The 20,712-nt window shown below is 64.4% G+C and carries 17 protein-coding genes and 1 pseudogene; 13 read left to right on the forward strand and 5 right to left on the reverse strand.

The features are described from left to right. Nucleotide 1: 1 nt before the first annotated feature. Together ACZYTC_RS22025 and ACZYTC_RS22030 are read right to left on the reverse strand one after the other, a co-directional pair. Nucleotides 2–919, reverse strand: a complete 918-nt coding sequence (locus tag ACZYTC_RS22025; RefSeq protein ID WP_441771118.1) for a carbohydrate ABC transporter permease — start codon at nt 917–919, stop codon at nt 2–4. Nucleotides 920–1,105: 186 nt separating this feature from the next. Then, nucleotides 1,106–2,542: an extracellular solute-binding protein gene (locus ACZYTC_RS22030; protein ID WP_434958385.1), complete on the reverse strand. Its 1,437-nt coding sequence runs from the start codon at nt 2,540–2,542 to the stop codon at nt 1,106–1,108. 349 nt (nt 2,543–2,891) lie between these two features. On the opposite strand from ACZYTC_RS22030, the gene ACZYTC_RS22035 reads away from it, so the two are divergent. Then, entirely contained in the window at nt 2,892–4,163 is a 1,272-nt protein-coding gene (locus tag ACZYTC_RS22035) for an ROK family protein (protein WP_488990529.1), read from the forward strand. A gap of 5 nt (nt 4,164–4,168) precedes the next feature. On the opposite strand, the gene ACZYTC_RS22040 is transcribed toward ACZYTC_RS22035, so the two are convergent. Then, a complete protein-coding gene (locus ACZYTC_RS22040; protein WP_488990530.1) occupies nt 4,169–4,948 on the reverse strand; it encodes an SDR family NAD(P)-dependent oxidoreductase in 780 nt (259 codons plus the stop codon). A gap of 436 nt (nt 4,949–5,384) precedes the next feature. Here ACZYTC_RS22040 and ACZYTC_RS22045 point away from each other — a divergent pair, with 436 nt between their 5' ends. The 6 genes from ACZYTC_RS22045 to ACZYTC_RS22070 all read left to right on the forward strand — a co-directional run bounded on the left by ACZYTC_RS22045 (nt 5,385) and on the right by ACZYTC_RS22070 (nt 12,188). After that, entirely contained in the window at nt 5,385–6,230 is an 846-nt protein-coding gene (locus ACZYTC_RS22045; RefSeq protein WP_481273095.1) for a DeoR/GlpR family DNA-binding transcription regulator, read from the forward strand. Nucleotides 6,231–6,249: 19 nt separating this feature from the next. Continuing rightward, nucleotides 6,250–7,050, forward strand: coding sequence for a BtpA/SgcQ family protein (locus ACZYTC_RS22050; protein ID WP_434958381.1), 801 nt, complete (start codon nt 6,250–6,252; stop codon nt 7,048–7,050). 194 nt (nt 7,051–7,244) lie between these two features. Then, nucleotides 7,245–8,744, forward strand: coding sequence for an FGGY-family carbohydrate kinase (locus tag ACZYTC_RS22055; protein ID WP_488990653.1), 1,500 nt, complete (start codon nt 7,245–7,247; stop codon nt 8,742–8,744). Further along, entirely contained in the window at nt 8,741–9,418 is a 678-nt protein-coding gene (locus ACZYTC_RS22060) for an HAD family hydrolase (RefSeq protein WP_488990531.1), read from the forward strand. The genes ACZYTC_RS22055 and ACZYTC_RS22060 overlap by 4 nt, the downstream gene beginning before the upstream one ends. 90 nt (nt 9,419–9,508) lie before the next feature. Further along, on the forward strand, nt 9,509–9,829 hold the full coding sequence (locus tag ACZYTC_RS22065; RefSeq protein WP_441771122.1) for a N,N-dimethylformamidase alpha subunit family protein: 321 nt from the start codon (nt 9,509–9,511) through the stop codon (nt 9,827–9,829). A 79-nt stretch (nt 9,830–9,908) separates the two neighbouring features. Further along, a complete protein-coding gene (locus ACZYTC_RS22070) occupies nt 9,909–12,188 on the forward strand; it encodes a N,N-dimethylformamidase beta subunit family domain-containing protein (protein ID WP_488990532.1) in 2,280 nt (759 codons plus the stop codon). Between the two features lie 136 nt (nt 12,189–12,324). Here ACZYTC_RS22070 and ACZYTC_RS22075 read toward each other — a convergent pair whose 3' ends face one another. Continuing rightward, nucleotides 12,325–13,248 (reverse strand): hypothetical protein, encoded by a 924-nt coding sequence (locus ACZYTC_RS22075; protein WP_481273090.1) that lies wholly within the window; start codon nt 13,246–13,248, stop codon nt 12,325–12,327. A gap of 109 nt (nt 13,249–13,357) precedes the next feature. Then, complete coding sequence (locus ACZYTC_RS22080; protein WP_488990533.1) at nt 13,358–13,900, reverse strand: DUF2569 family protein; 543 nt, start codon at nt 13,898–13,900, stop codon at nt 13,358–13,360. A 244-nt stretch (nt 13,901–14,144) separates the two neighbouring features. Here ACZYTC_RS22080 and ACZYTC_RS22085 point away from each other — a divergent pair, with 244 nt between their 5' ends. From ACZYTC_RS22085 to ACZYTC_RS22110, 6 genes and pseudogenes are all read left to right on the forward strand, one after another. After that, a complete protein-coding gene (locus ACZYTC_RS22085) occupies nt 14,145–15,188 on the forward strand; it encodes a LacI family DNA-binding transcriptional regulator (protein WP_434958375.1) in 1,044 nt (347 codons plus the stop codon). 72 nt (nt 15,189–15,260) lie between these two features. Next, the gene (locus ACZYTC_RS22090) at nt 15,261–16,538 is read left to right on the forward strand and encodes an ABC transporter substrate-binding protein (protein WP_488990534.1); all 1,278 of its coding nucleotides are present in this window, start codon (nt 15,261–15,263) and stop codon (nt 16,536–16,538) included. 117 nt (nt 16,539–16,655) lie between these two features. Beyond that, nucleotides 16,656–17,505, forward strand: a pseudogene (locus tag ACZYTC_RS22095) (carbohydrate ABC transporter permease). Continuing rightward, the gene (locus tag ACZYTC_RS22100) at nt 17,502–18,341 is read left to right on the forward strand and encodes a carbohydrate ABC transporter permease (protein WP_488990535.1); all 840 of its coding nucleotides are present in this window, start codon (nt 17,502–17,504) and stop codon (nt 18,339–18,341) included. Before ACZYTC_RS22095 ends, ACZYTC_RS22100 begins: the two are co-directional and overlap by 4 nt. Before the next feature lie 9 nt (nt 18,342–18,350). Continuing rightward, on the forward strand, nt 18,351–19,388 hold the full coding sequence (locus tag ACZYTC_RS22105) for an ABC transporter ATP-binding protein (protein WP_434958371.1): 1,038 nt from the start codon (nt 18,351–18,353) through the stop codon (nt 19,386–19,388). A 40-nt stretch (nt 19,389–19,428) separates the two neighbouring features. Continuing rightward, a complete protein-coding gene (locus tag ACZYTC_RS22110; RefSeq protein WP_488990536.1) occupies nt 19,429–20,712 on the forward strand; it encodes an MGH1-like glycoside hydrolase domain-containing protein in 1,284 nt (427 codons plus the stop codon).

The following is a 20,712-nucleotide window of genomic DNA, read 5'->3' on the forward strand; positions in this document are numbered from 1 at the left end:
CTCAGTCCAGGTCTTTGAAGGCAAAGAAGACGAACAGGCCGATGATGGCATTGACGATGATGACCATCATCCAGGTCATGGCGCTGGACAGTCCGATGTTGAAGTCGACGAGGCCCTGCTGATAGAGGCTGTAGCCCAGCGTTCGGGTGGAGGATCCCGGTCCTCCCTTGGTCAGCACCAGCACCAGGTCGAAGGTGTTGAACAACTGCATGAAGCGCAGCATCACCACGATCAGCGCCGTCTTGCGGATCAGCGGCAGCTTGATGCGCATCAGCATCGCCCAGGCCGAGGTCTTGTCGAGGCGGGCGGCCTCGATGATGTCGGGCGGCACCGAGAGCAGGCCGGCATAGAGCACGATGGCGAAGAACGGCGTCCACTGCCAGATGTCGGCGAACAGGATGGCCCAGAGCGCCGTGCTGCCGGAGCCGAGCAGGCCTTGCGCCGGCAAGGGAATGCCGGCCGAGGACAGCATCCAGGGGATCAGGCCGCCATTGGGATCGTACATGTAGCGGAAGAGGAAGCCGACCACGATCGGAGCGATGGTGGTCGGCATGATCAGCAAGGCGCGGGCGAGATTGAGCCCGGGCAGCTTCTTCACCAGCAGGAGGGCGATGGCCAGGCCCAGGCAGAATTCGATGGCGGTGCCCACCAAAGTGAGCAGCAGTGTGTTCCACAAGGCGCCCAGGAAGAAGGAGTTCGAGAACGCCATCTCGTAATTGCCGCCGCCGATATAGCCCATCGGCACCGGGCTCATCTGCAGGTTCCAGAAATAGAAGCTGTTCTTGAGCGCGAAGAGCAGCGGGAAGGCGATCAGGGCCAGCAGCAGGATGATCGAGGGGCTGATCAACAGATAGGGCAGAAAGGCCGGCACCCGGCGCTTCGGCCGGGCCGGGATGGCTGATGTTTCGGCGATGGTCATGGGCGTGTCCCCTCTTCACCCTCCCCTGGAGGGGGAGGGTCGACGCGATAGCGTCGGGGTGGGGTGAAATTTCGAGGCGGTTGAGCTGTCACCCCACCCCGGACTTCGTCCGACCCTCCCCCTCCAGGGGAGGGTGAAGTGCGGCACGGCCCGCGCGGTGGGAGACCCGGCGGGCCGTGCCCACCCTCACGCGAGCGAGGCGATCAAGGCCTTGGTCGCGTCGAGTGTATCGTCATAGGTGGGTTGCTTGTAGGGGATGAGGAAATTGCCGGTCAGGATGTTGGAGAAGAAGGATTCGGTGTCCTTCAGCGCGGCATCCGGCGCGGTGTCGCCCGACAGCACCTTGTTGAGGTTGAGACCGTAAATGCCCTCGAGCGTGGTGTAGACAGGGCAGGGCGGCCGCACGATCTTGCCGTTGCCACGCTTGAGATCGGCGATCTGGGCGGGCAGATAGGGATAGATCTTCAACAGGTCGGCATCCTCGTAGAGCGAGGGGCGAGCGAAGTCCGAGAACTGGTGGCCATATTTGGTATAGAGCGCCATGGCCTTCTGCGTCTTGGCCGAGGTCGCCCATTTGATGAACTTCCAGGCCCCGTCCTTGTTGGCCGTGTTGGAGGGAATGCCGAGGCTGTGGCCGCCGATCGAGACCACCTGGTCCTTGCCGGGGGAGCGGGGCAGGCGGGTGATGCCGAGCTTGTCGGCCACCACCGAATCCTTGCCGGACATGTAGCCGTCCTTGCGGCAGAGATAGGAATAGGGCGTCCACCAATAGAACATGCCGACATCGCCCTTGGCGAAGCGCATACCGGCGTCGAACCAATTGTAGCCGATCGCCTCGGGCGGGGAGTTCTTGTAGAGCTCGAGGAAGAGCTTGAGCGCCTCGACATTCTCCGGCGTGTTGATGGTGGGCGTGAAGTCCCACTGGCCGGTGGGGAACTGCTTGAACCAGCGCACGCCGGAGCTCGCGGCGAGCTGGGTATACATGTGCACGATGGGCGCGGGCTGCTGGCCGGCGAGCACGGTGCCCGCCATCTTCTTGCCGTCGAACTCCTTGCCGTTGAGCTTCTTGACGATGTCGAGATAGTCGCTCCAGCTCCAGGAGCCGTCCTCGGGGATCTTCACGCCGGCAGACTCGACGAAGTCCTTGCGATAGAGCACGCACTGGCCATAGGTCGCCACCGGCAGCGTGCCGACCTGCCCGCGCCAGGTGTTCATGGAGTAGAGCACCTCAGGCACGAAATCCTTGATGTCGGTGTCCTTGTCCGCCTTGATGAAATCGTTGAGCGGCAGGATCCAGCGGCTTTCCAGATATTGGCCGAGCCACATCTGGTCGACGGAGATGACGTCGGCGTCGGGCTGGTTGGAGATGAAGGAAGAAGTGAGGCGGGCCTGCAGGGCTTCCAGCGAGATACTTTCGATCTGTAGCTCGATGCCGGTCTCCTGCTTGAACTGATCGGCGAGGCCCTGGATGGCATAGTAGAAGGGGTCGCCCGCCAGCAGCACCCGCAAGGTCTTGCCCTGTGCGGAGGCGCGCCCGGAATTCAGGCCCAGGGCGGCGGCGCCTGCAAAGGCAGCCGTGCTGCGAAGCAAGGCGCGGCGCGAGATCTCAGGTGTTGTAACCATGCTCGTTCTCTCCTCTGATGTCGGTCTGGTGGTGCAGTTCTTGTTGTTGCGAGGTCGGGTCAGGCCAATGGCCCTGCCGCCTCGGTTGATTGCTTGAACGCTGACCAGTTGGGAGCACCTGAACGAATGCCCCTCATAATGACCGGTTGTATCCCGCCGGTTTCTCTAATATGTTTGATGCTCACACAAACTAACTATATCGTCAAGACGAAGCCTTGCGATTATGGGCGGGATGCGCGGGAAACCATGGGGGACATTCCGGCGCGCTGGCACTAAGACTGGGCGAGCAATTCGTTTTCCTGCAACGACCGTCGGTCCTCGCAGGCATTTCAGTTCGGGACTGGCGGCCATGGCGTCCGAAGATAGGTTTTCGTCCGATGGCGAACGCGGCGGCCTGGCCGCGCTGAACGACTTGTTCGACGATACGCCTCGCCTCGAGACCCGGCGGCAGGGCTTGATTTCCTCGACCTCCATCGGCCTCGCCAATCGCGGCCGCGTCCTCCAGGTCCTGTTCGATCTCGGCCCGACCAGTCGTGCCGACCTGGCCAGGCATGTCGGGGTCAACCGCGCCACCATCACCGGCATCATCCAACCCCTGATCGACCAGGGTATGCTGGTGGAAGGCGAGCCTCTGCCCTCGAAGGAGGGCGGTGGCAAGCCGGCGCGACCGATCTGGTTTTCCGAGGACGCCGCCCCGATCTGCGCGGTCTTGCTCATGCATGACGGCGTGCATTGCTGCCTGGTGTCGCTGGACGGCACCATCGCGGCGGAAGTCCGGGCCCCCTTCCCTGAGGATCCCGCGACGGTAGAGCCTTTGATCGACATCCTGTTCGACTGTGTCCGGCAGGTCCTCGATCTCGCCCATCGCCCGCCGCTCGGCATCGGCGTGGCGGCAGGCGGCATGATCGACACCGATACCGGCACGATCGTCGCGGTCAATTTGGCGCCTCTGCTGGACGGCTTTCCCCTCGGTCCCACTCTGGCGCGCCGATTCGGCCTGCCGGTGCGCGTCGATCATCATCCCAGAGCCCTCCTGGTCGGTGATCGCTGGTTTGGCATTGGGCGTGGCAAGCGCAATTTCGCGGTGATCTATACCGGGGACGTGCTGGGCGGCGCCATCTTCCTGGACGGCCATCTCTATCGCGGGCCGGCAGGGGCCGGCGGAGAGCTCGGCCACACCTTCGTCCAGGTGGATGGCACGACTTGCCGCTGCGGACGCAGGGGGTGCTGGGAGACGATCGCCACTGTGGGCTGGCTGCGCGGACAGGCCCGGCAACGCCATCTTCCCTCGCCCGATACCCTGGATTCGCGCAGCCTCGCCGCGCTGGCGGCGGAGAATGGCGGTGCGGCAGCCGGCCTCCTCGATCTCTATGCCCGCAACATCGCCATCGGCATCGCCAATCTGCAGCAGACCATGGCACCGAATTTCTTCGTGCTGCATGGCGATGTCGTCGGTGCCGGCGCGGCCCTGCTGGCGGCGATCACCGCTCATGTGCGTGACCTCGTGCCATGGCGCCCTGGCAACGATATCCAACTCGTCATGGGGGACCTCGAAGACCGGGCGGCGCTAAAAGGGGCCGCCGGCTTGATTCTCTCTGAGTTGCTGCATTTCGCGCTGTGACGGCCTCAGCCCATATAGACGCCGCCGGTAACGTTCACGGCCTGACCGGTCATGAAGGCGGCGCCTTCCGAGGCGAGGAAGGCGACGAGAGGCGCGATGTCCTCCGGCGTCTCGATGCGCCCGAGCGGGGTCTGCGCGATATAGTCCGCCGCCACGGCCTCTGCCGTGATGCCCCGGAGCTTGGCCTCCCACTCGATCTCGCGCTCCTGCATCGAGGTGCGCACGAAGCCGGGGCAGACGCAGTTGACTCGGATGCCGTGCGGCGCCATCTCGCGGGCGATCGCCTGGGTCCAGCCGACGACGGCAAATTTACTGGCCGAATAATGCGCCAGCAGCGGCGCGCCGACCTTGCCGGCTAATGAGGCTGTATTGACGATCGTGCCCTTGCGGCCCGCTTCGAGGAAATGGCGCACGGCGGTCTGGTTGGTCAGGAAGATGCCGCGAATGTTGACGTCGAAATTGAAGTCCCATTCCTCGTCGGTGAGATCGACCACCTTGTTCATGGTGGAGACACCGGCATTGCCGATCAGGAGGTCATAGCCGTCCCAATCCTGTGCGACTGCCGAGAAAGCCGCCTCGACCGAAGCGCGCTTGCGCACGTCGATGGCGATGCCGCGATGATCGGTGCCCAGGCTGGACGCCAGCTCCGACGCCCGCTTCTCGTCGAGATCGGCCACGGCGATCCTGACGCCCAAGCCGGCCAGGTGGCGGGCGATCGCTGCACCGATGCCGGAGGCGCCGCCCGTTACGATTGCCCGTTTTCCGGCCAGATCCTGCATCGACATGTTCCCGCTTCTGAGTAGATTTCGAACATATTGAAACACAATCGAGCGTTATCGCACAAGTGTAAATGTTGGCATCATGAATGCCGATTGCCATGAAAACGGAGGAGAGGCGCGAACGTCGAGTCGCCGCGGGATGCTGTCCGTCATTTTGGGCGGTGATTGAGCGCAAATAATCACCAGATGGTCGAAACCCTCCCTTGTGGACAAGTTTTGGCGGGTTACCCTGGCGGTGAGGCAGCCTTGGTGTGGCCGCGCGCTCCTATGTGAGCCTTGCCGGTTGGGTCTGTGCTTATCGGCGGAAAATTCCTGCGCTTTGTGCAGATGGGGCTTGCTACCTGATCGAAGATGTTACATCTTGTGATCGAATATGTTCGATTTCGTCATAGTGCATGCTGCCTTTGTGGGCGCTACAAGGGCAATCTGAATGCAGCTGAACATGGCGAAGAGAATGCAGATGACGCCCGTGATGACGAATGCTTCCCGGATCCCGGCAACGGCGCGGCGCGACAGGCTGATCCAGATGATCGGCCAGCGCCGCTACATCAACGTATCCGATGCGGCGGCGGAGCTTCAGGTTTCGGAAATGACGATCAGGCGCGACCTCGACCGCCTTGCCGAAAGCGGGTTGATCAGCAGGGACCATGGCGGGGCGACGGCGCGGGCACCCGAGACGGCGTTCGACGCCGAGGAGCCCGCCTTCGAGGTCCGCGGACGGCGCCAGGCCGATGCCAAGGAGAAGATCGCGCGCGCGGCAGCAAGCTTCGTGCAGCCAGGGCAGACTATCGGCATCGACACCGGCAGTACCACCCATCGCTTCGCCCGCGAACTGCTCGACCGGCCCGGGCTCAGGTTATTCTGCAGCAATCTGCGCACGGCAGGGCTGCTGGCCAATGGCAAGAGCCCGGTCTACGCCCTCGGCGGGCTGATCCGTCCGCATGAGTTTTCCGTGTGCGGACCGATGGCGAGCTCACAGCTCTCGACTCTGTGGCTCGACGCCGTTTTCCTTGGTGTCTCCGGCATCACGGCGCAGGGTATTTTCGACTACACGCTCGAAGATGCCGAGATCAAGCGCGCCTTCATGGAGCGCTCCCGCCAGGTGGTGGTGCTGTGCGATTCTTCCAAGTTCGACCACCGCTCCCTCGTGCAGGTCGGCCCTTACGGGCAGATCCACGTCCTCGTCACCGACGCCGCCTTGCCCGAACACCTCGCCGAGCCCCTCGATCGGGCCGGTGTCCAGGTCGTTGTCGCCGGGCAGGAGGCGCCGGCTTTCTCAGAACCTTAAGTTTCGACAGGAGTTATCGATGGTTTTCGACTTCCTCGGCCCCCGCCGCAAGGCCGTGATCGCGATGGTGCATATCGGCGCGCTGCCCGGCGCCCCGCTCTTCGATGCGAAGGGCGGCGTGAACAAGCTCATCGACGATGCCGCAAGGGATATCGAGAACCTGCAGGACAATGGCGTGCATGCCGTCATGTTCGGCAATGAGAATGACCGGCCCTATCGCTTCAAGGCTCCGATCGAATCCGCGGCGGCGATGACGGCGATCGTCACCGCGCTCAAGCCGCTGCTCAAGGTGCCGTTCGGCGTGAACTATCTGTGGGACCCCACCGCCTCGGTGGCGATCGCAGGGGCGACCGGTGCCTCCTTCGCCCGCGAGATCTTCACCGGTCTGTTCGCCTCCGACATGGGATTGTGGCAGCCCAACGCCGCCGATGCCCACAAGCTGCGCCGCGAAGTCGGCCGTCCGGACCTCAAGCTGCTCTACAACATTAATGCCGAATTCGCCTCCTCGCTGGATAGCCGGCCGATCGAGCTGCGCGCCCGCAGCGCCGTGTTCTCCTCTCTTGCCGACGCCATCCTGGTCTCCGGCCCGCTCACCGGCCAGCCGGCTGCCGCAGCGGACCTGAAGAAGGTGGCCGAGACGGTCAAGGATGTCCCTGTCTTCGCCAATACCGGCGTCAACATCGACAATGTCGCCGACGTGCTGTCGGTGGCCTCCGGCGTGATCATCGGCACCCATTTCAAGATCGACGGCAATACCTGGAACGCCGTCGATCCGGCGCGGGTGAAGCGCTTCATGGACAAGGTGGCGCCGCTGGCGTGATCCCTGGAAGCGCGGACTTCGCAGCGACATGCTTGCATGTCGCGATGCCCGCTCTTGCACCGCCACTCTAGCAAAACGGGTAGATGCGGGCCTCAACCGCCGAATCTACCCGTTTTGCAAATGAATCGTCTCCAAGAGCGGACACCGCGACATGCAAGCATGTCGCTGAGATGTCCGCGCTCCAAGGTTTTTCCATGCCCTGCGTCCTCGGCCTCGACATTGGCACGACCTCCACCATCGGCATCCTGATCCGCTTGCCCGGCGATGCGCTCGGCCTCACCTCCCGTCCCGTAACGCTGCGCTCGCCTCATGCCGGCTGGGCGGAGGAGGATCCGAACCAGTGGTGGGAGAATGCCTGTGCCATCACTCGCGAGCTGATTGCCACGAGCGGCATCGCGCCTGACGAGATCCATGCCGTCGGCGTCACCGGCATGCTCCCGGCCGTGGTGCTGCTGGACGGGGATGGCAATCTGATCCGCCCGAGCATCCAGCAGAGCGACGGGCGCTGCGGGGAGGAGGTTGCCGAGCTTGCCGCGGAGATCGCGGAGGACGCCTTCCTGGCCCGGGCCGGCAACGGCATCAACCAGCAATTGGTGACGGCCAAGCTGCGCTGGCTCGAGAAGCACGAGCCGGATGGCTTTGCGCGCATCGCCACCGTGTTCGGCTCCTACGACTATATCAATTGGCGCCTGACCGGCGTGAGGGCGGTCGAGCAGAACTGGGCGCTCGAAGCCGGCTTTACCGATCTTTCCAGCCAGGACATCGCCGATGACCTGGTGGCACTCGCGCATATTCCGCGCAGCGCCGTGCCGCCGCGCAGGCTGTCCCACCAGATTCTCGGTTCGGTGACGCAGGAGGCGGCGGCAGCCACCGGCCTCAACGCCGGAACGCCCGTGGTGGGCGGAGCGGCCGACCATATCGCCTCCGCCCTGTGCGCCGGCGTGGTGGCGCCCGGCGACGTGCTCCTGAAGTTCGGCGGCTCGGCGGACGTGCTGATCGCCTCCGACAAGGTGACGCCGGATCCGCGCATGTATCTCGACTACCATCTGGTGCCGGGGCTTTACGTGCCCAATGGCTGCATGGCGACCGGCGGTTCCGGGCTCAACTGGTTTGCGGCAACCTTCGCGGGCGGAGAGCGCGAGGCGGCTGCCCGGGAGGGCCTCAGCCTGCACCAGCATCTCGACCGGCTCGCTGCCAACATTCCGGCCGGGGCCGAAGGCGTTGCCGTGCTGCCCTATTTCCTCGGCGAGAAGACGCCGATCCACGACCCCGTCATCCGCGGCGCCTTTTCAGGCCTCAGCCTGGCGACCGGCCTCCCCCATCTCTGGCGTGCCTTGCTCGAGGCCTATGCCTACGCTATCCGCCATCATGTCGAGACTTTGAACGACATGGGGCACGCCACCACCAATTACCTGGTTTCGGATGGCGGTTCGAACAGCGCGGTCTGGATGCAGATCGTCGCCGACGTGCTGCAGGTTTCCCTGCAGCGTCTCAACGGCCATCCCGGTTCCTGCCTCGGCGCCGCCTGGACGGCGGCCATCGGGGCGGGGCTTGCCTCGGAATGGCCCGAAGTATCGCGTTTCATCAGCCTGCGCGACCGGATCGAGCCGAATGCGCAGAACAAGGCAGTCTATGAAGCGGGGTACCGGGCCTTCCGCGGCCTCTATCGCCGGCTTCGTGAGGAGGATGTATGAGAATCGAGGCCATCGCCTGGGACATCGACGGCACGCTGGTGGACAGCGAGCCGCTGCACCAGGAGGCGCTCAACGCCATCAGCCACGATCTCGGCATCGACATGTCGGACCTGCATGACGACCGTTTCCGCGGCATCCATATGGGCGATGTCTGGCGCATGCTGGAGAGCCGCATGCCGGCCGGGGTCACGGAAGAAAGCTGGGGCACGTCAATCGTCGACTATTACATCGCCCGTGCCCACACGCTGAAACCCTTGCCAGGCGTGCTCGATCTCGTGCGCCGCTTCGCTGCCGCCGGTATCCGGCAGGCCTGCGTCTCCAATTCGAGCCGCCGCGTGGTCGATGCCAATCTCGCCGGGCTCGGCATCCTGCCTTTCATCGATTTCTCGATCAGCCTCGACGATGTCGGCAAGGGCAAGCCCGATCCCGAACCCTATGCGACGGCATGCCGGAGACTTGGAGCTTTGCCGGCTCATGTTCTCGGCGTCGAAGACAGCCATACGGGTTTCGCCTCGGCCAAGGCTGCGGGCCTCGTCACCGCCTTCCATACCGTCGGCGGCAATGCGCCTGCAGGCGCCGACATCGTCTTCTCCGATATGCACGATCTCAGGGCCTTCGTGCTCGCGCCGGCCGCTTCGGCCGTTCCATCAGGAGCAAAGCGCGTTCAGGTGTGAATGCTCTTTGCTCTCGCTCTTTGGTCCGACGCGTCTTTGCGATGTGATTGAATCACATCGCAAAACACTTTTGCCCGTGAAGGCAGTGCCATGGTCTACAAGATCGATCCCCACGCAGACCGTCAGTATATCGAGGAATTCCGCCGCTGCCCGATCGGGCGCCACAGCCCCGGCCTGCAGCGCATGCTGCACATCATGCGCCAGGACCCTTCGGGCAGCCAGGTGATCCTGTTCTGCCGCAAGCCCTTCCAGGAATGGGTGCTCGCCACGATGCCGCCGGACCGGCGCGATCCGATCGTCTACGAGGACGAGCCTGTCTTCACCAGCCGCGAAGAGGCGGAATGGGAGATCTTCCGCCGGCGCTGGCGCCTGCTCACCGGTGAGAGCATCAACCTGCCGTTCCGGGACTGAGGCGCGTTTCCCTTCTCCCGCAAGGGAAGAAGGCTCTTGCGCCCCAACACGATAACAACGCCATCCGAGAGCCCACGCCATGCTGAAAATCACCGGCTATCCCGACCGCTATTCAGTCGCCCCGGGCGAGACCATCGCCTTCAAAATCTCGCTCGAGGAAGGGCACGACTTCGAAGCCCGGCTGGTGCGCGTGCGGCATGGCGATTGCAATCCCGAGGGACCGGGCTTGAAGTTTCCGCATGTGCCGACCGCCATCGACGGGCGCTACCCAGGCCAGCCCCAGCGCATCGATGCCGGTTCCTACATGCAGGCGGACGGCGTGCCGGCACTCGGGAGCGCCCCGTTCACCTTCTTCGCCATGCTCTGGCCGACCCTGCCGTCCCGCGGGCCGCAGACCATCGCGGCGCAATGGGACCCGGTCACGCAACGCGGTTTTCGTATCCAGATGAAGGAAGGTGGCCGCCTCGCCGTCATCGTGGGTGATGGTCCGGGCCGGCAGGCCGAATTCGCCCTGCGCGACGGCATGCTGGTGCGCCAATGGTATGCCGTCGCTGTCGCCTTCGAGCCTGTTACCGGCCGCATCATGCTCTCCCAGCGCCCGGTGAAGCCCTATGCCCATGTTTTCGATACAGGCTTTGAGGAAACCAGCCTGAAGGTGCCGCTCCCCCCCGTCGAGGCGCCCTTCCTGCTGGCCGGCTGCCATCAGGCCGACGGCACGGTGGCCGAGCATTTCGACGGCAAGATCGACGGGCCCGTTCTCTTGGCCGGTTTCCATGCCCCCGAGGAACATCAGGCACTGCTGCTGTCGCCCCAGCCGGCGGCCCTGAAGGCCAAGGTCATCGCGCAATGGGATTTTGCCCGCGAGATCTGCTCGACCAGGGCTGTCGATATCGGGCCCTCGCGTCATCACGCCGAGCTCTTCCATCTGCCGACCCGCGGCATGAAGGGGTGGAACTGGACCGGCGAGGAGCATGACTTCAACCGCAAGTCCGAGCATTATGGTGCCATCCACTTCCATCACGACGATCTCTACGATGCGGGTTGGGAGACCTCCGTCAGCCTCGTCATTCCCGAAGAGCTGAAGAGCGGCCCCTATGCGCTGCACGTCACCTGCGGCGACAGCGACGAGACGGTGACGCGCGAAAACTACATCGCCTTCTTCGTGCGCCCGCCGCGCCGGTGTGCCCAAGGTTCACGGCCCCTGGGTTCGCGCCCAAAACTCGCCATGCTGGCCCCCACGGCCTCCTACATGGCCTATGCCAATCATGGCGAGCACATCACCGCGCGCGGCGCCGAACTCGCCATGAACCGCCTCCTCACCTTCGGCCATTCCGACGTCTATCTCTACGAGCATCCCGAGCTCGGCGGCTCGCTCTATGACTGCCATGCCGATGGCTCGGGCGTGCACTATTCGAGCCGCCTCAGACCCGTGCTCAATTTCTCGCCGCGTTACCACTCCTGGCTCGGAGGGCATGGCTCTGCCCTCTACCAGTACAATGCCGATACCCATCTCTATGACTGGCTCGACCATCGGGGCGTCGACTACGACGTCATCACCGACGAGGACCTGCACGAGGACGGCTACGAACTGCTGCGGGACTACCAGGTGGTGATCACCGGCACGCATCCCGAATATCATTCCACCAGGATGTGGGATGCGATGAAGGCCTGGATCGATCGTGGCGGCCGGCTGATGTATATGGGCGGCAATGGCTGGTACTGGCGCATCGCCTATCACCAGACCCTGCCGGGCGTGATCGAGCTGCGCCGGGCCGAGGACGGCATCCGCACCTGGATCGCCGAGCCGGGCGAATACTACCAGTCCTTCAACGGCGAATATGGCGGTCTGTGGCGTCGCATCGGCCGGGCGCCTAACGTAATCTGCGGCGTCGGCTTCATCGCGCAGGGCTTCGACGTCTCCAGCCCCTATCGCCGCGCGCCCGACGCCGACAATCCCCGCGCGGCCTTCATCTTCGAGGGGGTGCCGGACGAGATCATCGGCGATTTCGGCCTGATCGGCGGCGGAGCGGCGGGCATCGAGCTCGATTGCCTGGCCACGGATCTCGGCTCGCCGCCCAACATGCTGCGCCTGGCTTCCTCGGTCGATCATTCGCCAATGATGCTGCTGGTCAACGAGGAGTTCGGCGTGGTGCCGCCCAATATCGGCGGCGACACCAATCCGCGCGTGCATGCCGATCTTGCCTTCGGCGAGACGCCGTCAGGCGGCGCGCTGTTCGCGACCTCGTCGATCGCCTGGTGCGGCTCGCTCAGCCACAACAACTACGACAACAACGTCTCCAGGATCACCTGGAACGTCCTGAAGCGCTTCCTGGAAGACGAGCCCTTCGCGGTGGCGTGAGGGGCGCAGAATGAAACGCGTCGGGCCTTCCCCACTTCGTGGAGAAGGCTTTCCGCGTTTTTTCTTGCGGGGCTACGGTGAACCTTCCCAGGCCGAGATGGGCCTCAGCCTCTACCGGAAAAAAGCCTGCCGCTCCCTACTTCCCATAGGTCGCGGTGATCGATCCGTCCGGGAACAGGGTCCCGGGCGATACGCCGCCGACCATGGCGCGGAAGAGGTCCTCGACGCCCACCGGCTGCGGCAGCTTGATGCCAAGATAGAACGGCTTGGTGGCCTTGGGCAGCTCCATCATGGCGGCGATCGTTTCCTCGGTGCTTTCCTTCGGCACCCCGAGCAGGCCGAGCGTGAGCCGCATCCAGGTCGCGCCCTGTTGCTTGAGTTCGGCGAGGCGGGCCGCCGGGTCCGGTGAGCCCTTGAGCAGGGCGAGCGCGAGTGGCATGGCGACCAGCCTCTGGATCTCGCCGTCCTCGTCATGCAGGTTGAATTCCAGCGATTTCAGCGCTGTCCGCATGACCACATCTTGCGGCGACCAGCTCTTCAGCATGGGCTCGATCCGGGCAAGCTCGGCGGAAAGAGAGAGGGCGCCATGCGAGGTGTTGAAGGTGAGCGCGTTGACCTTGAGGGCATCCTTGGGCACATCGCGTTCATAGTCGAGTGACAGGGCCATCGGTGGTGCCGTCAGCTGCTGCACATAGGAAAAAACCGTGTCGCCTGCCACGGCCCCCGACACGCGTATGCCGCTGAGCGAGATGCGCATGGCGAGCGGCATCTTGTCCGCTCCGGCCGGATCGGGTTCGATCCTGTCGAGATCGATGGTGTCGATGCTCCAGCGGACATGGCCCTGTTCGAGAACGCTGTCGGTATAGAGGCAGCCACCATTGGATTTGGCGCCGACCTTGCCGATCTTGGGAAGGGGAACGTCCAATTTGGCGAGATTGGCGATGAAGTCGCGGCAGCGCTGCTCGCCGGCCGGAGGGGCTTCCTGAGCCTGGGCTGGCACCGCGGACAGGAGCCAGGGCGCCAGCAGGATGGGCCAGTAAGGACGTTGCTTCATCGACATGGTCTCTCCTCAGCTCAGACAGGCCCTGCCGGTAGTCGCTTGGGCACGGTTGCCTTTGGCGCAATGGCTCGGATTGAAAACGCAGGTGGCGGGGGCAATCGTTCCCGCCTCACGAGAATATCTCCCCAAGGTGCCTGTCGGCCTCCGCCTGCTGCGATCGGAACGTGTTGGCCACCCGCCGGGAGCGCCGGAAATAGGCGATCCAGATCAGGCAGATGGCGATGTTGAAGGCCAGGATCCAATAATCCTGGGAACCGGCCTGCTGGAGGATGCCTTCCAGGGCTCGATTGATAAAGAAATCCAGGAAACCGAACATGAATTCCATCGCGTAGTAGATGATCATCCATCTCGGCGTCTGGGGTGAGCGTTTCAGCATCAGAGAGAGGCAATAGGCGGCAAGAGCGCCCCTGACGACCGATGTGAAGGCGTAAGCGAGAAGCGGCAGCCGGGCGGCCTCGAAGCGCCCGTCCACCGCACCACCGACATTGGGGCCGAGCAGGTCCCAGCCGGTCAGCATGGAATAGACTTCATAGACCGAATAGAACGGCGTGATGACGATATCCAGCAAGGGCAGAACGAGCCAGCCGCCGATGCCCACCGGCCCGACGACCGGCGGCAATGAATCTGGCCTATGCTCGCCTGCGATGCTCATAGGTTGCCGCCACCGCCCTTTCCACCAGATCCTCCGTCCATAGCATCGGCGTCGGGTTCGCCCAAGTGACCTGGGTTACCAATACGAGGACGCATGCCAGTTGCCCGCCCAAATGCCTCCTGGGCTGGCTCTGCCCGGAAGAGAGCCCGTGGGTAGGCACCTCCACCATTCTCAACACGGCATCGCTTGACATTTTCCAAAACGTTTTGGATCTTACTCAAAACGTTTTTGATGAGAAAAAATAGTGAGCGAAACGTCGCGTGCAATTGGGCTCAAGGAGCTCGCCAGGGTGCTCGGCCTGTCGGTGCCGACGGTTTCGCGCGCCCTCGGCGGCTATTCCGACGTTTCCGAAAAGACCCGTGAACGCGTGGTTCAGGCTGCGCGTGAGCATGGCTATGTCGCCAGCCGCGCCGGGCGCATGCTGGTCTCGGGGCGCTCCAATGCCATCGGCATGATGCTGCCGCAGCCGGCGGGACAGATCACCGATGCCTTCGTCGGCGAGTTTCTCCTCGGCCTGGCCGACAGCCTTGCCGAACTTGGACGTGATCTCTTCCTGGCCGCCAGCTCTCAGAGCCGTGACGAGCTGCAATTGTTGCGCCACATGGTAGACGGTTCGCAGGCCGACGGCCTCGTCATCAATCGCCTGACCGTCGACGATGCCCGGGCGCGCGTGCTCATCGCACGGCGCATTCCCTTTGTCGCCCATGGCCGGTTGATCGAGGCACCAGGTCCTTATTCCTGGCTCGATACCGATGGCGAGAAGGCGTTGGATGGCCTGGCGCGCCGGCTGGTCTCCCTTGGCCACCGGCGCTTCGCTCTGCTCATGCCCGATGTCGCCTATACCTTTGCCCATTTCCGCAGCCTCGGCCTGGAGCGGGCCCTCAACGAGCTCGGTCTGCCGCTGCGGCCTGATCATGTCGCCAAGGTGGCTCCCAATGATCGCGACGGTGCGCATGACGAGGCGCGCGCCCTGCTTTCGCTCGATCCCCGGCCGACGGCGGTGATCGCATTGACCGACCAGCTCGCCTTCGCCGTGCTCGATGTCGCCCGCGAACTCGGCCTGCGCGTACCGGAAGACCTGTCGGTCGTCGGCTTCGACAATGTGCCGATGGCTGCCTACGCCAATCCGCCACTCACCACCTTCGACCAGAACATCCGGGAGAGCGGCCGCATCGCCGGCGACATGGTGGTGGCACGGATAGAGCTGGGCGAAGCCGGCATCAGGACCCTGCTGCTGGAACCGAAGCTGGAGCTTCGGGCCAGCCATGGCCCCGCGCCCGTCGACTGAGCGGCGGGGCCGAGCCGGGACCCGCAGAGGCCTCGCGCGAGGAGGAAAGACCATGCACAAGGGGAGGGAAGCATGAGCGGATCGATGAAAAGGCTTTTGTCAGGCGCCGTTCTGGTTGGAGCACTGGCCATGCCCACCGTGGCGATCGCACAGAATCTGCTGTTCTGGTCGACCCAGGCCACGCCCGTGGAGGAATCGCAGGCCATTCGCGACGGCGTGCTCACCGGCTTCGGCAAGCCGGTCACCTATTCGGCTCAGGAAGCCGGCCCGTTCATCACTCGTATCCAGGCCGAGCTGCAGGCCGGGTCGGGCGCCATTACCGTGCTGGGCGGCCTGCATGGCGAGCTTGCCAGCATTCCCGACGGCCTCGTCAATCTCGAAGCCGTGGTGCCCGCCGGCACCGTCGCCGAAAGTTATATGAGCTTCGGCAAGCTCGGCACGGCCGAGCAGAAATACATTCCCTGGATGCAGGCGACCTATGTGATGATCGCCAGCAAGCAGGCGCTGCAATATCTGCCTGAGGGCACCGACCTGCAGAAGATCACCTATGAGCAGTTCTATGCCTGGGGCAGGGCGATGGCGCAGGCCTCCGGTGGTCCCAAGATCGGCTTTCCGGCCGGTCCGAAGGGGCTGTCGCACCGTTTCTTCCAGGGCTATCTCCTGCCCTCCTTCACCGGCGCGGCGGTGGTGAAGTTCAGGTCGCCGGAAGCCGAGAAGATGTGGAACGACTTCCGTGACTTCTGGCATGCGGCGGTGACGCCAGCTTCAACCTCCTATGCCTTCATGCAGGAGCCCCTGCTGAATGGCGAGGTCTGGGTGGCCTGGGACCATGTCGCCCGGCTGAAGGATGCGCTCAACCAGAAACCCGACGATTTCGTGGTCTTTCCGGTGCCGGCCGGGCCGAAGGGCCGCGCCAGCATGCCGGTGATTACCGGTATCGCCGTGCCCAGGACCTCGAATGCGCCCGAAGATGCCAAGGCGCTGGTCGCCTATATGCTCAAGCCCGAGACGGAGATCGCCATGGTGAAGGCGACCGGCTTCTTCCCGGTGGTCGATGTCAAGTTGCCCGACGACGTGCCGGCCAGCGCCAAGATCCTCGCGCCGGTGGTGGCCGCGCAGAATGCAGCGACGGACTCCCTGCCCGTGCTGCTGCCGATCGGCATCGGCGATGCGGGGGGACGCTACAACAAGGTCTTCTCCGATACCTTCCAGCGCATCGTGCTCGGCGGCCAGCCGGTGCGCGATGTGCTCGACCAGCAGGCGCAGGCCCTGCAGGCCATCCTCGACGAGAAGAAGGCGCCTTGCTGGGCGCCCGATCCCAAGAGCGAGGGACCTTGCAAGGTCGAATAGCCATAGCGTTTTGTGATTTGAGGGAGTCACCTGGAATCGCAAAGACGCGTCGAAGCAAAGAGTTAGGGCAAATAGGCGTTCACACTTGAACGCGTTTTGCTCTAGGGGGACCGAGCCGTGAGTAATGTCCGCATTCTACCCTATCTGCTGCTCGCCCCCCGCGACGCTCTTCCTGGTCGCCTTCTTCCTGCTGCCGTTCAGCCAGGTCGCGGTGGAGGCCTTTATGCAGTATGGCCAGATCTCGACCGGCAATTTCCGCTCGATCATGAGCGACTGGAAGTTCTGGCCGGCCTTGCGCAACACGGTGGTGCTGACGGCGATCGTGGTGCCGCTGCAGATCGCGCTAGCCCTGGCCATGGCGGCCTTGGTGATGAATCTCGGCAAGGGGCGCGATCTCGCCCTCTATGTCTTCACCATCCCGCTCGGTATCTCTGATCTCGCGGCCGGGCTGATCTGGCTGGCCATCCTTGAGCAGAACGGCTTTCTCAACAGCGCCCGTCATGCCCTCGGGCTGATCGGCGGTCCCCAGCTCCTGCTAGGCTATCAGAACATCGTCCTGCTTTTTGCCGCCATCGTGCTGGCCGAACTCTGGCGGGCGACGGCGGTGGTGCTGGTCATCCTGGTGGCCGGCATGTCGCTCATTCCGCGCGAGTATTACGAGGCGGCAGAGGTGTTCGGTGCAGGGCCTTGGAAGCGTTTCGTCAGGATCACCTTGCCGCTGCTGCGCCCCAGCCTGCAGACCGCGCTGATCCTGCGCACCATCCTCGCCTTCGAGGTCTTCGCCATCGTGCTGGTGCTGGCCGGCACCAACCTGCCGGTGCTGATGGGCGAGACCTATGGCTGGCAATTCACCCTGCAGGACCGCGCGGGTGCCGCTGCCTACGCCATGGTGATCCTGGCGATCTCGATCGTCCTCACCGTGTTCTTCCTGTGGACGCTGGGTGAGAAAAAGGAGACGGCGCCATGAGCGAGGCCGCCGTGACGCAAGATGATACTGGCGCCGCCGCCCCGGCACACTGGGGCCTGCGCGTCGCCGCGATCGTCCTGTGCGCCTGGGTGCTGGTGCCGATCTATCTGCTGGCGGTGGACGCCTTCAATGCGCCTGCGGCGGTGACGGGCTGGCCCAAGCGCTTCTGGCCGGCCTTCGATCTCACCAGCCTCGCCTTCTTCTGGAACTATGCCGGCGTCACCAGGGCCCTGGTGAATTCGCTGCTGGTCGCGGGGCTGACCATGGTGCTCTCCATCGTGATCGGTGCGCCGGCCGGCTACGCCCTGGCCCGCTTCCGCTTCAAGGGCAAGGGCGCCTTCCGCATCCTCGTGCTGATGACGCGCGCCTTTCCTCTGCCGCTACTCGCGCTGCCGCTGGCGGTGTTCTATCTGCGTACCGGCCTCGACGACACGCTGCTTGGCCTGGCGCTGATCCACACCGTGCTGGCGCTGCCCTTCGCCATTCTGATCACCTCCTCGCTCTTCATCAGCATTCCCGTGGAGCTGGAGGAGGCCGCCTGGACGCTCGGCTGCAACCGGGCCCAGGCTTTCGTCAGGATCGTGGCGCCCTTGGCGCTGCCCGGCATCTCGGCCTCCGGCGTGTTCGCCTTCGTCACCTCCTGGAACGAGGTGTTCGCGGCCTCCGTGCTCACCGTGCAGAACCAGACCCTGACGGCCTTCCTGCTCACCAGCCTGGATGTCTCGCCGCTGCCGTTGAAATTTGCCGGCGCCTTCGTGCTGATCATCCCGGCCCTGATCTTCCTGTTCCTGGTGCGGAAATATCTGTTTTCGCTCTGGGGCATCGCCAATCGCTGAGGGGCTCCCATGGCCGACATCGAGATCCGGGGCGTGCGCAAGAGTTTCGGTTCCTACACGGCACTGCACACGCTCGACCTGACCATCCGGGACCAGGAGTTCCTGGTGCTGCTCGGGGCTTCGGGCTGCGGCAAGACCACGCTGCTGCGCATCGTCGCCGGGCTGGAGAGGGCGAGTGCCGGTGAGGTCCATATCGGCAGCAGGCGGGTCGACGGACTGCCGCCGCGCGACCGCGGCATCGCCATGGTCTTCCAGAACTACGCGGTATTCCCGCACATGACCGTGTTCGAGAATATCGCCTTCGGCCTGCGGATGAAGAAAATGTTGAATCAGGAAATCGAGCAGCGTGTGAAGCGCACGGCCGGGCTGATGCATATCGAGCAACTCCTGCAGCGCTATTCGGGCCAGCTCTCCGGCGGCCAGCGCCAGCGCGTCGCCGTGGCCCGCGCCCTGGCGGTGGAGCCGGCCGTCCTTCTGATGGACGAACCACTCTCCAATCTCGATGCCCTGCTTCGGCTCGAAATGCGGGCTGAGCTCAAGGGCATCCTGCAGGAAAGCCGCACCACCACAATCTATGTCACCCACGACCAGGTCGAGGCGATGAGCCTGGCCGACCGCATCGCCGTGATGCATCAGGGTCGGATTGTGCAGGCGGCGCCGGCGACGGAAGTCTATGCCTACCCGGCAACCCGCTTCGTCGGCGGTTTCATCGGCAATCCGCCGATGAACTTCCTGCCGGCGACGGTGGCCGGCGCAACGGCCGACGTTGCCGGCCTGAAGCTGCCGGCGCCCGCGACGTCCCGCCCGATCGAATTCGCCATCCGGCCCGAGGAACTGACGCCGAGCGGCGAGGGGCTGACGGGACGGGTCAGGGTGGTGGAGCCGCTCGGCCCGCACCAGCTCGTCTCGCTCGATGTCGGCGGCCACCTCTTCCGCGCCGTGCTGGAGAACGAGCACAAGGTCCGCCCCGGCGAGGCGCTTACCCTGGCGCCGCGCCCGGACAGCGTGCGCTGGTTCGACGTCGAGACCTCTGCAGCTGTGCTCTAGGGCCATTCCTCTCCAAATTCGACCTTACTGGGAGCCTTCCATGACCCGACTTAACCGTGCCGCTGCCTTCGAGCGGGCTGCCGCCGTGCTGCGCGAGAATGATCGCGGCGCCTACACCATCCCCACCAAGGGGCTCTATCCCTTCCAGTGGAACTGGGATTCCTGCTTGACGGCACTGGGGCTGCGTCATCTCGACGAGGCCAGGGCCTGGCAGGAGGTCGAGACCCTGCTTGCCCATCAATGGCCTGATGGCATGGTGCCGCACATCGTCTTCCACGTCGACGACGATGGCTATTTTCCCGGTCCCTCCGTCTGGCGTACCGGTCGCCCTGTGCCGACATCGGGCATCACCCAGCCGCCGGTGCTGGCCTATGTGATGAAGCGCCTGCACGACGAGGCCGGCGACAAGGAACTCGCCCGTCGCAAGGCGCATGGGTTGCTGGCCAAGGCGGATGCCTGGCATCGCTGGTTCTATGCCTGCCGCGACCCCGAGGGCAGTGGCCTCGTCGCCATCATCCATCCCTGGGAATCCGGACGCGACAATTCTGTCGACTGGGATGAGGCGATGATGCGGGTGCCGACCGACGGGGTGGAGCCCTATGAACGGCGCGACACCCGGCACGTCGATGCCGCCCAGCGCCCGCACAAGGCCGATTACGATCGCTTCCTCTGGCTGCTGCAGCGCTTTCGCGGCCTCGGCTGGGACAATGCAAGGCTGCATGAGGCCTCGCCCTTCCGCATGGTCGACCCCGGCTTCAACGCCATTCTGGTCCGCTCCGACAGCGATCTTGCCGATCTTGCGCAGACCCTGGGCGAGCCGGAGATCGCCGCCCGCGCCCGCGCCCGTGTCGCCAAGGCGAGGGCGGCCTTCGAGCGGTTGTGGAGTGAGCGCTTCGGTCAATATCTCTGTCTCGACCGTGTCTCGGGCCACTTGATCGATAGCCCGTCGATCGGCGGTCTGTTGCCCGTCTTCGCCGGGCTCGGCGATGAAGCGCGCCAGAGGGCCATCGCCGAACGCATCGCGGCTTGGCGCAGGCGCACGCGCTACGGCATTGCCAGCCACGATCCCGCCGACCGGCGCTTCGAGCCCAGGCGCTATTGGCGCGGCCCGATCTGGATCATCGTCAACATGCTGGTCGCCGACGGCCTCCGGCGCTGCAATCTCGTCGAAGCCGCGGCCAAGGTCGAGGCCGACAGCCTGGCACTGATCGAGGAAAGCGGCTTTGCCGAATATTACGATCCGATCTCGGGCGAGGGCCTTGGCGGCGGTCATTTCACCTGGACGGCCGCGATGGTGGCCGAACTGGTGAAACGCACGCCATAG

Source organism: Labrys sp. F242 (assembly GCF_057813875.1).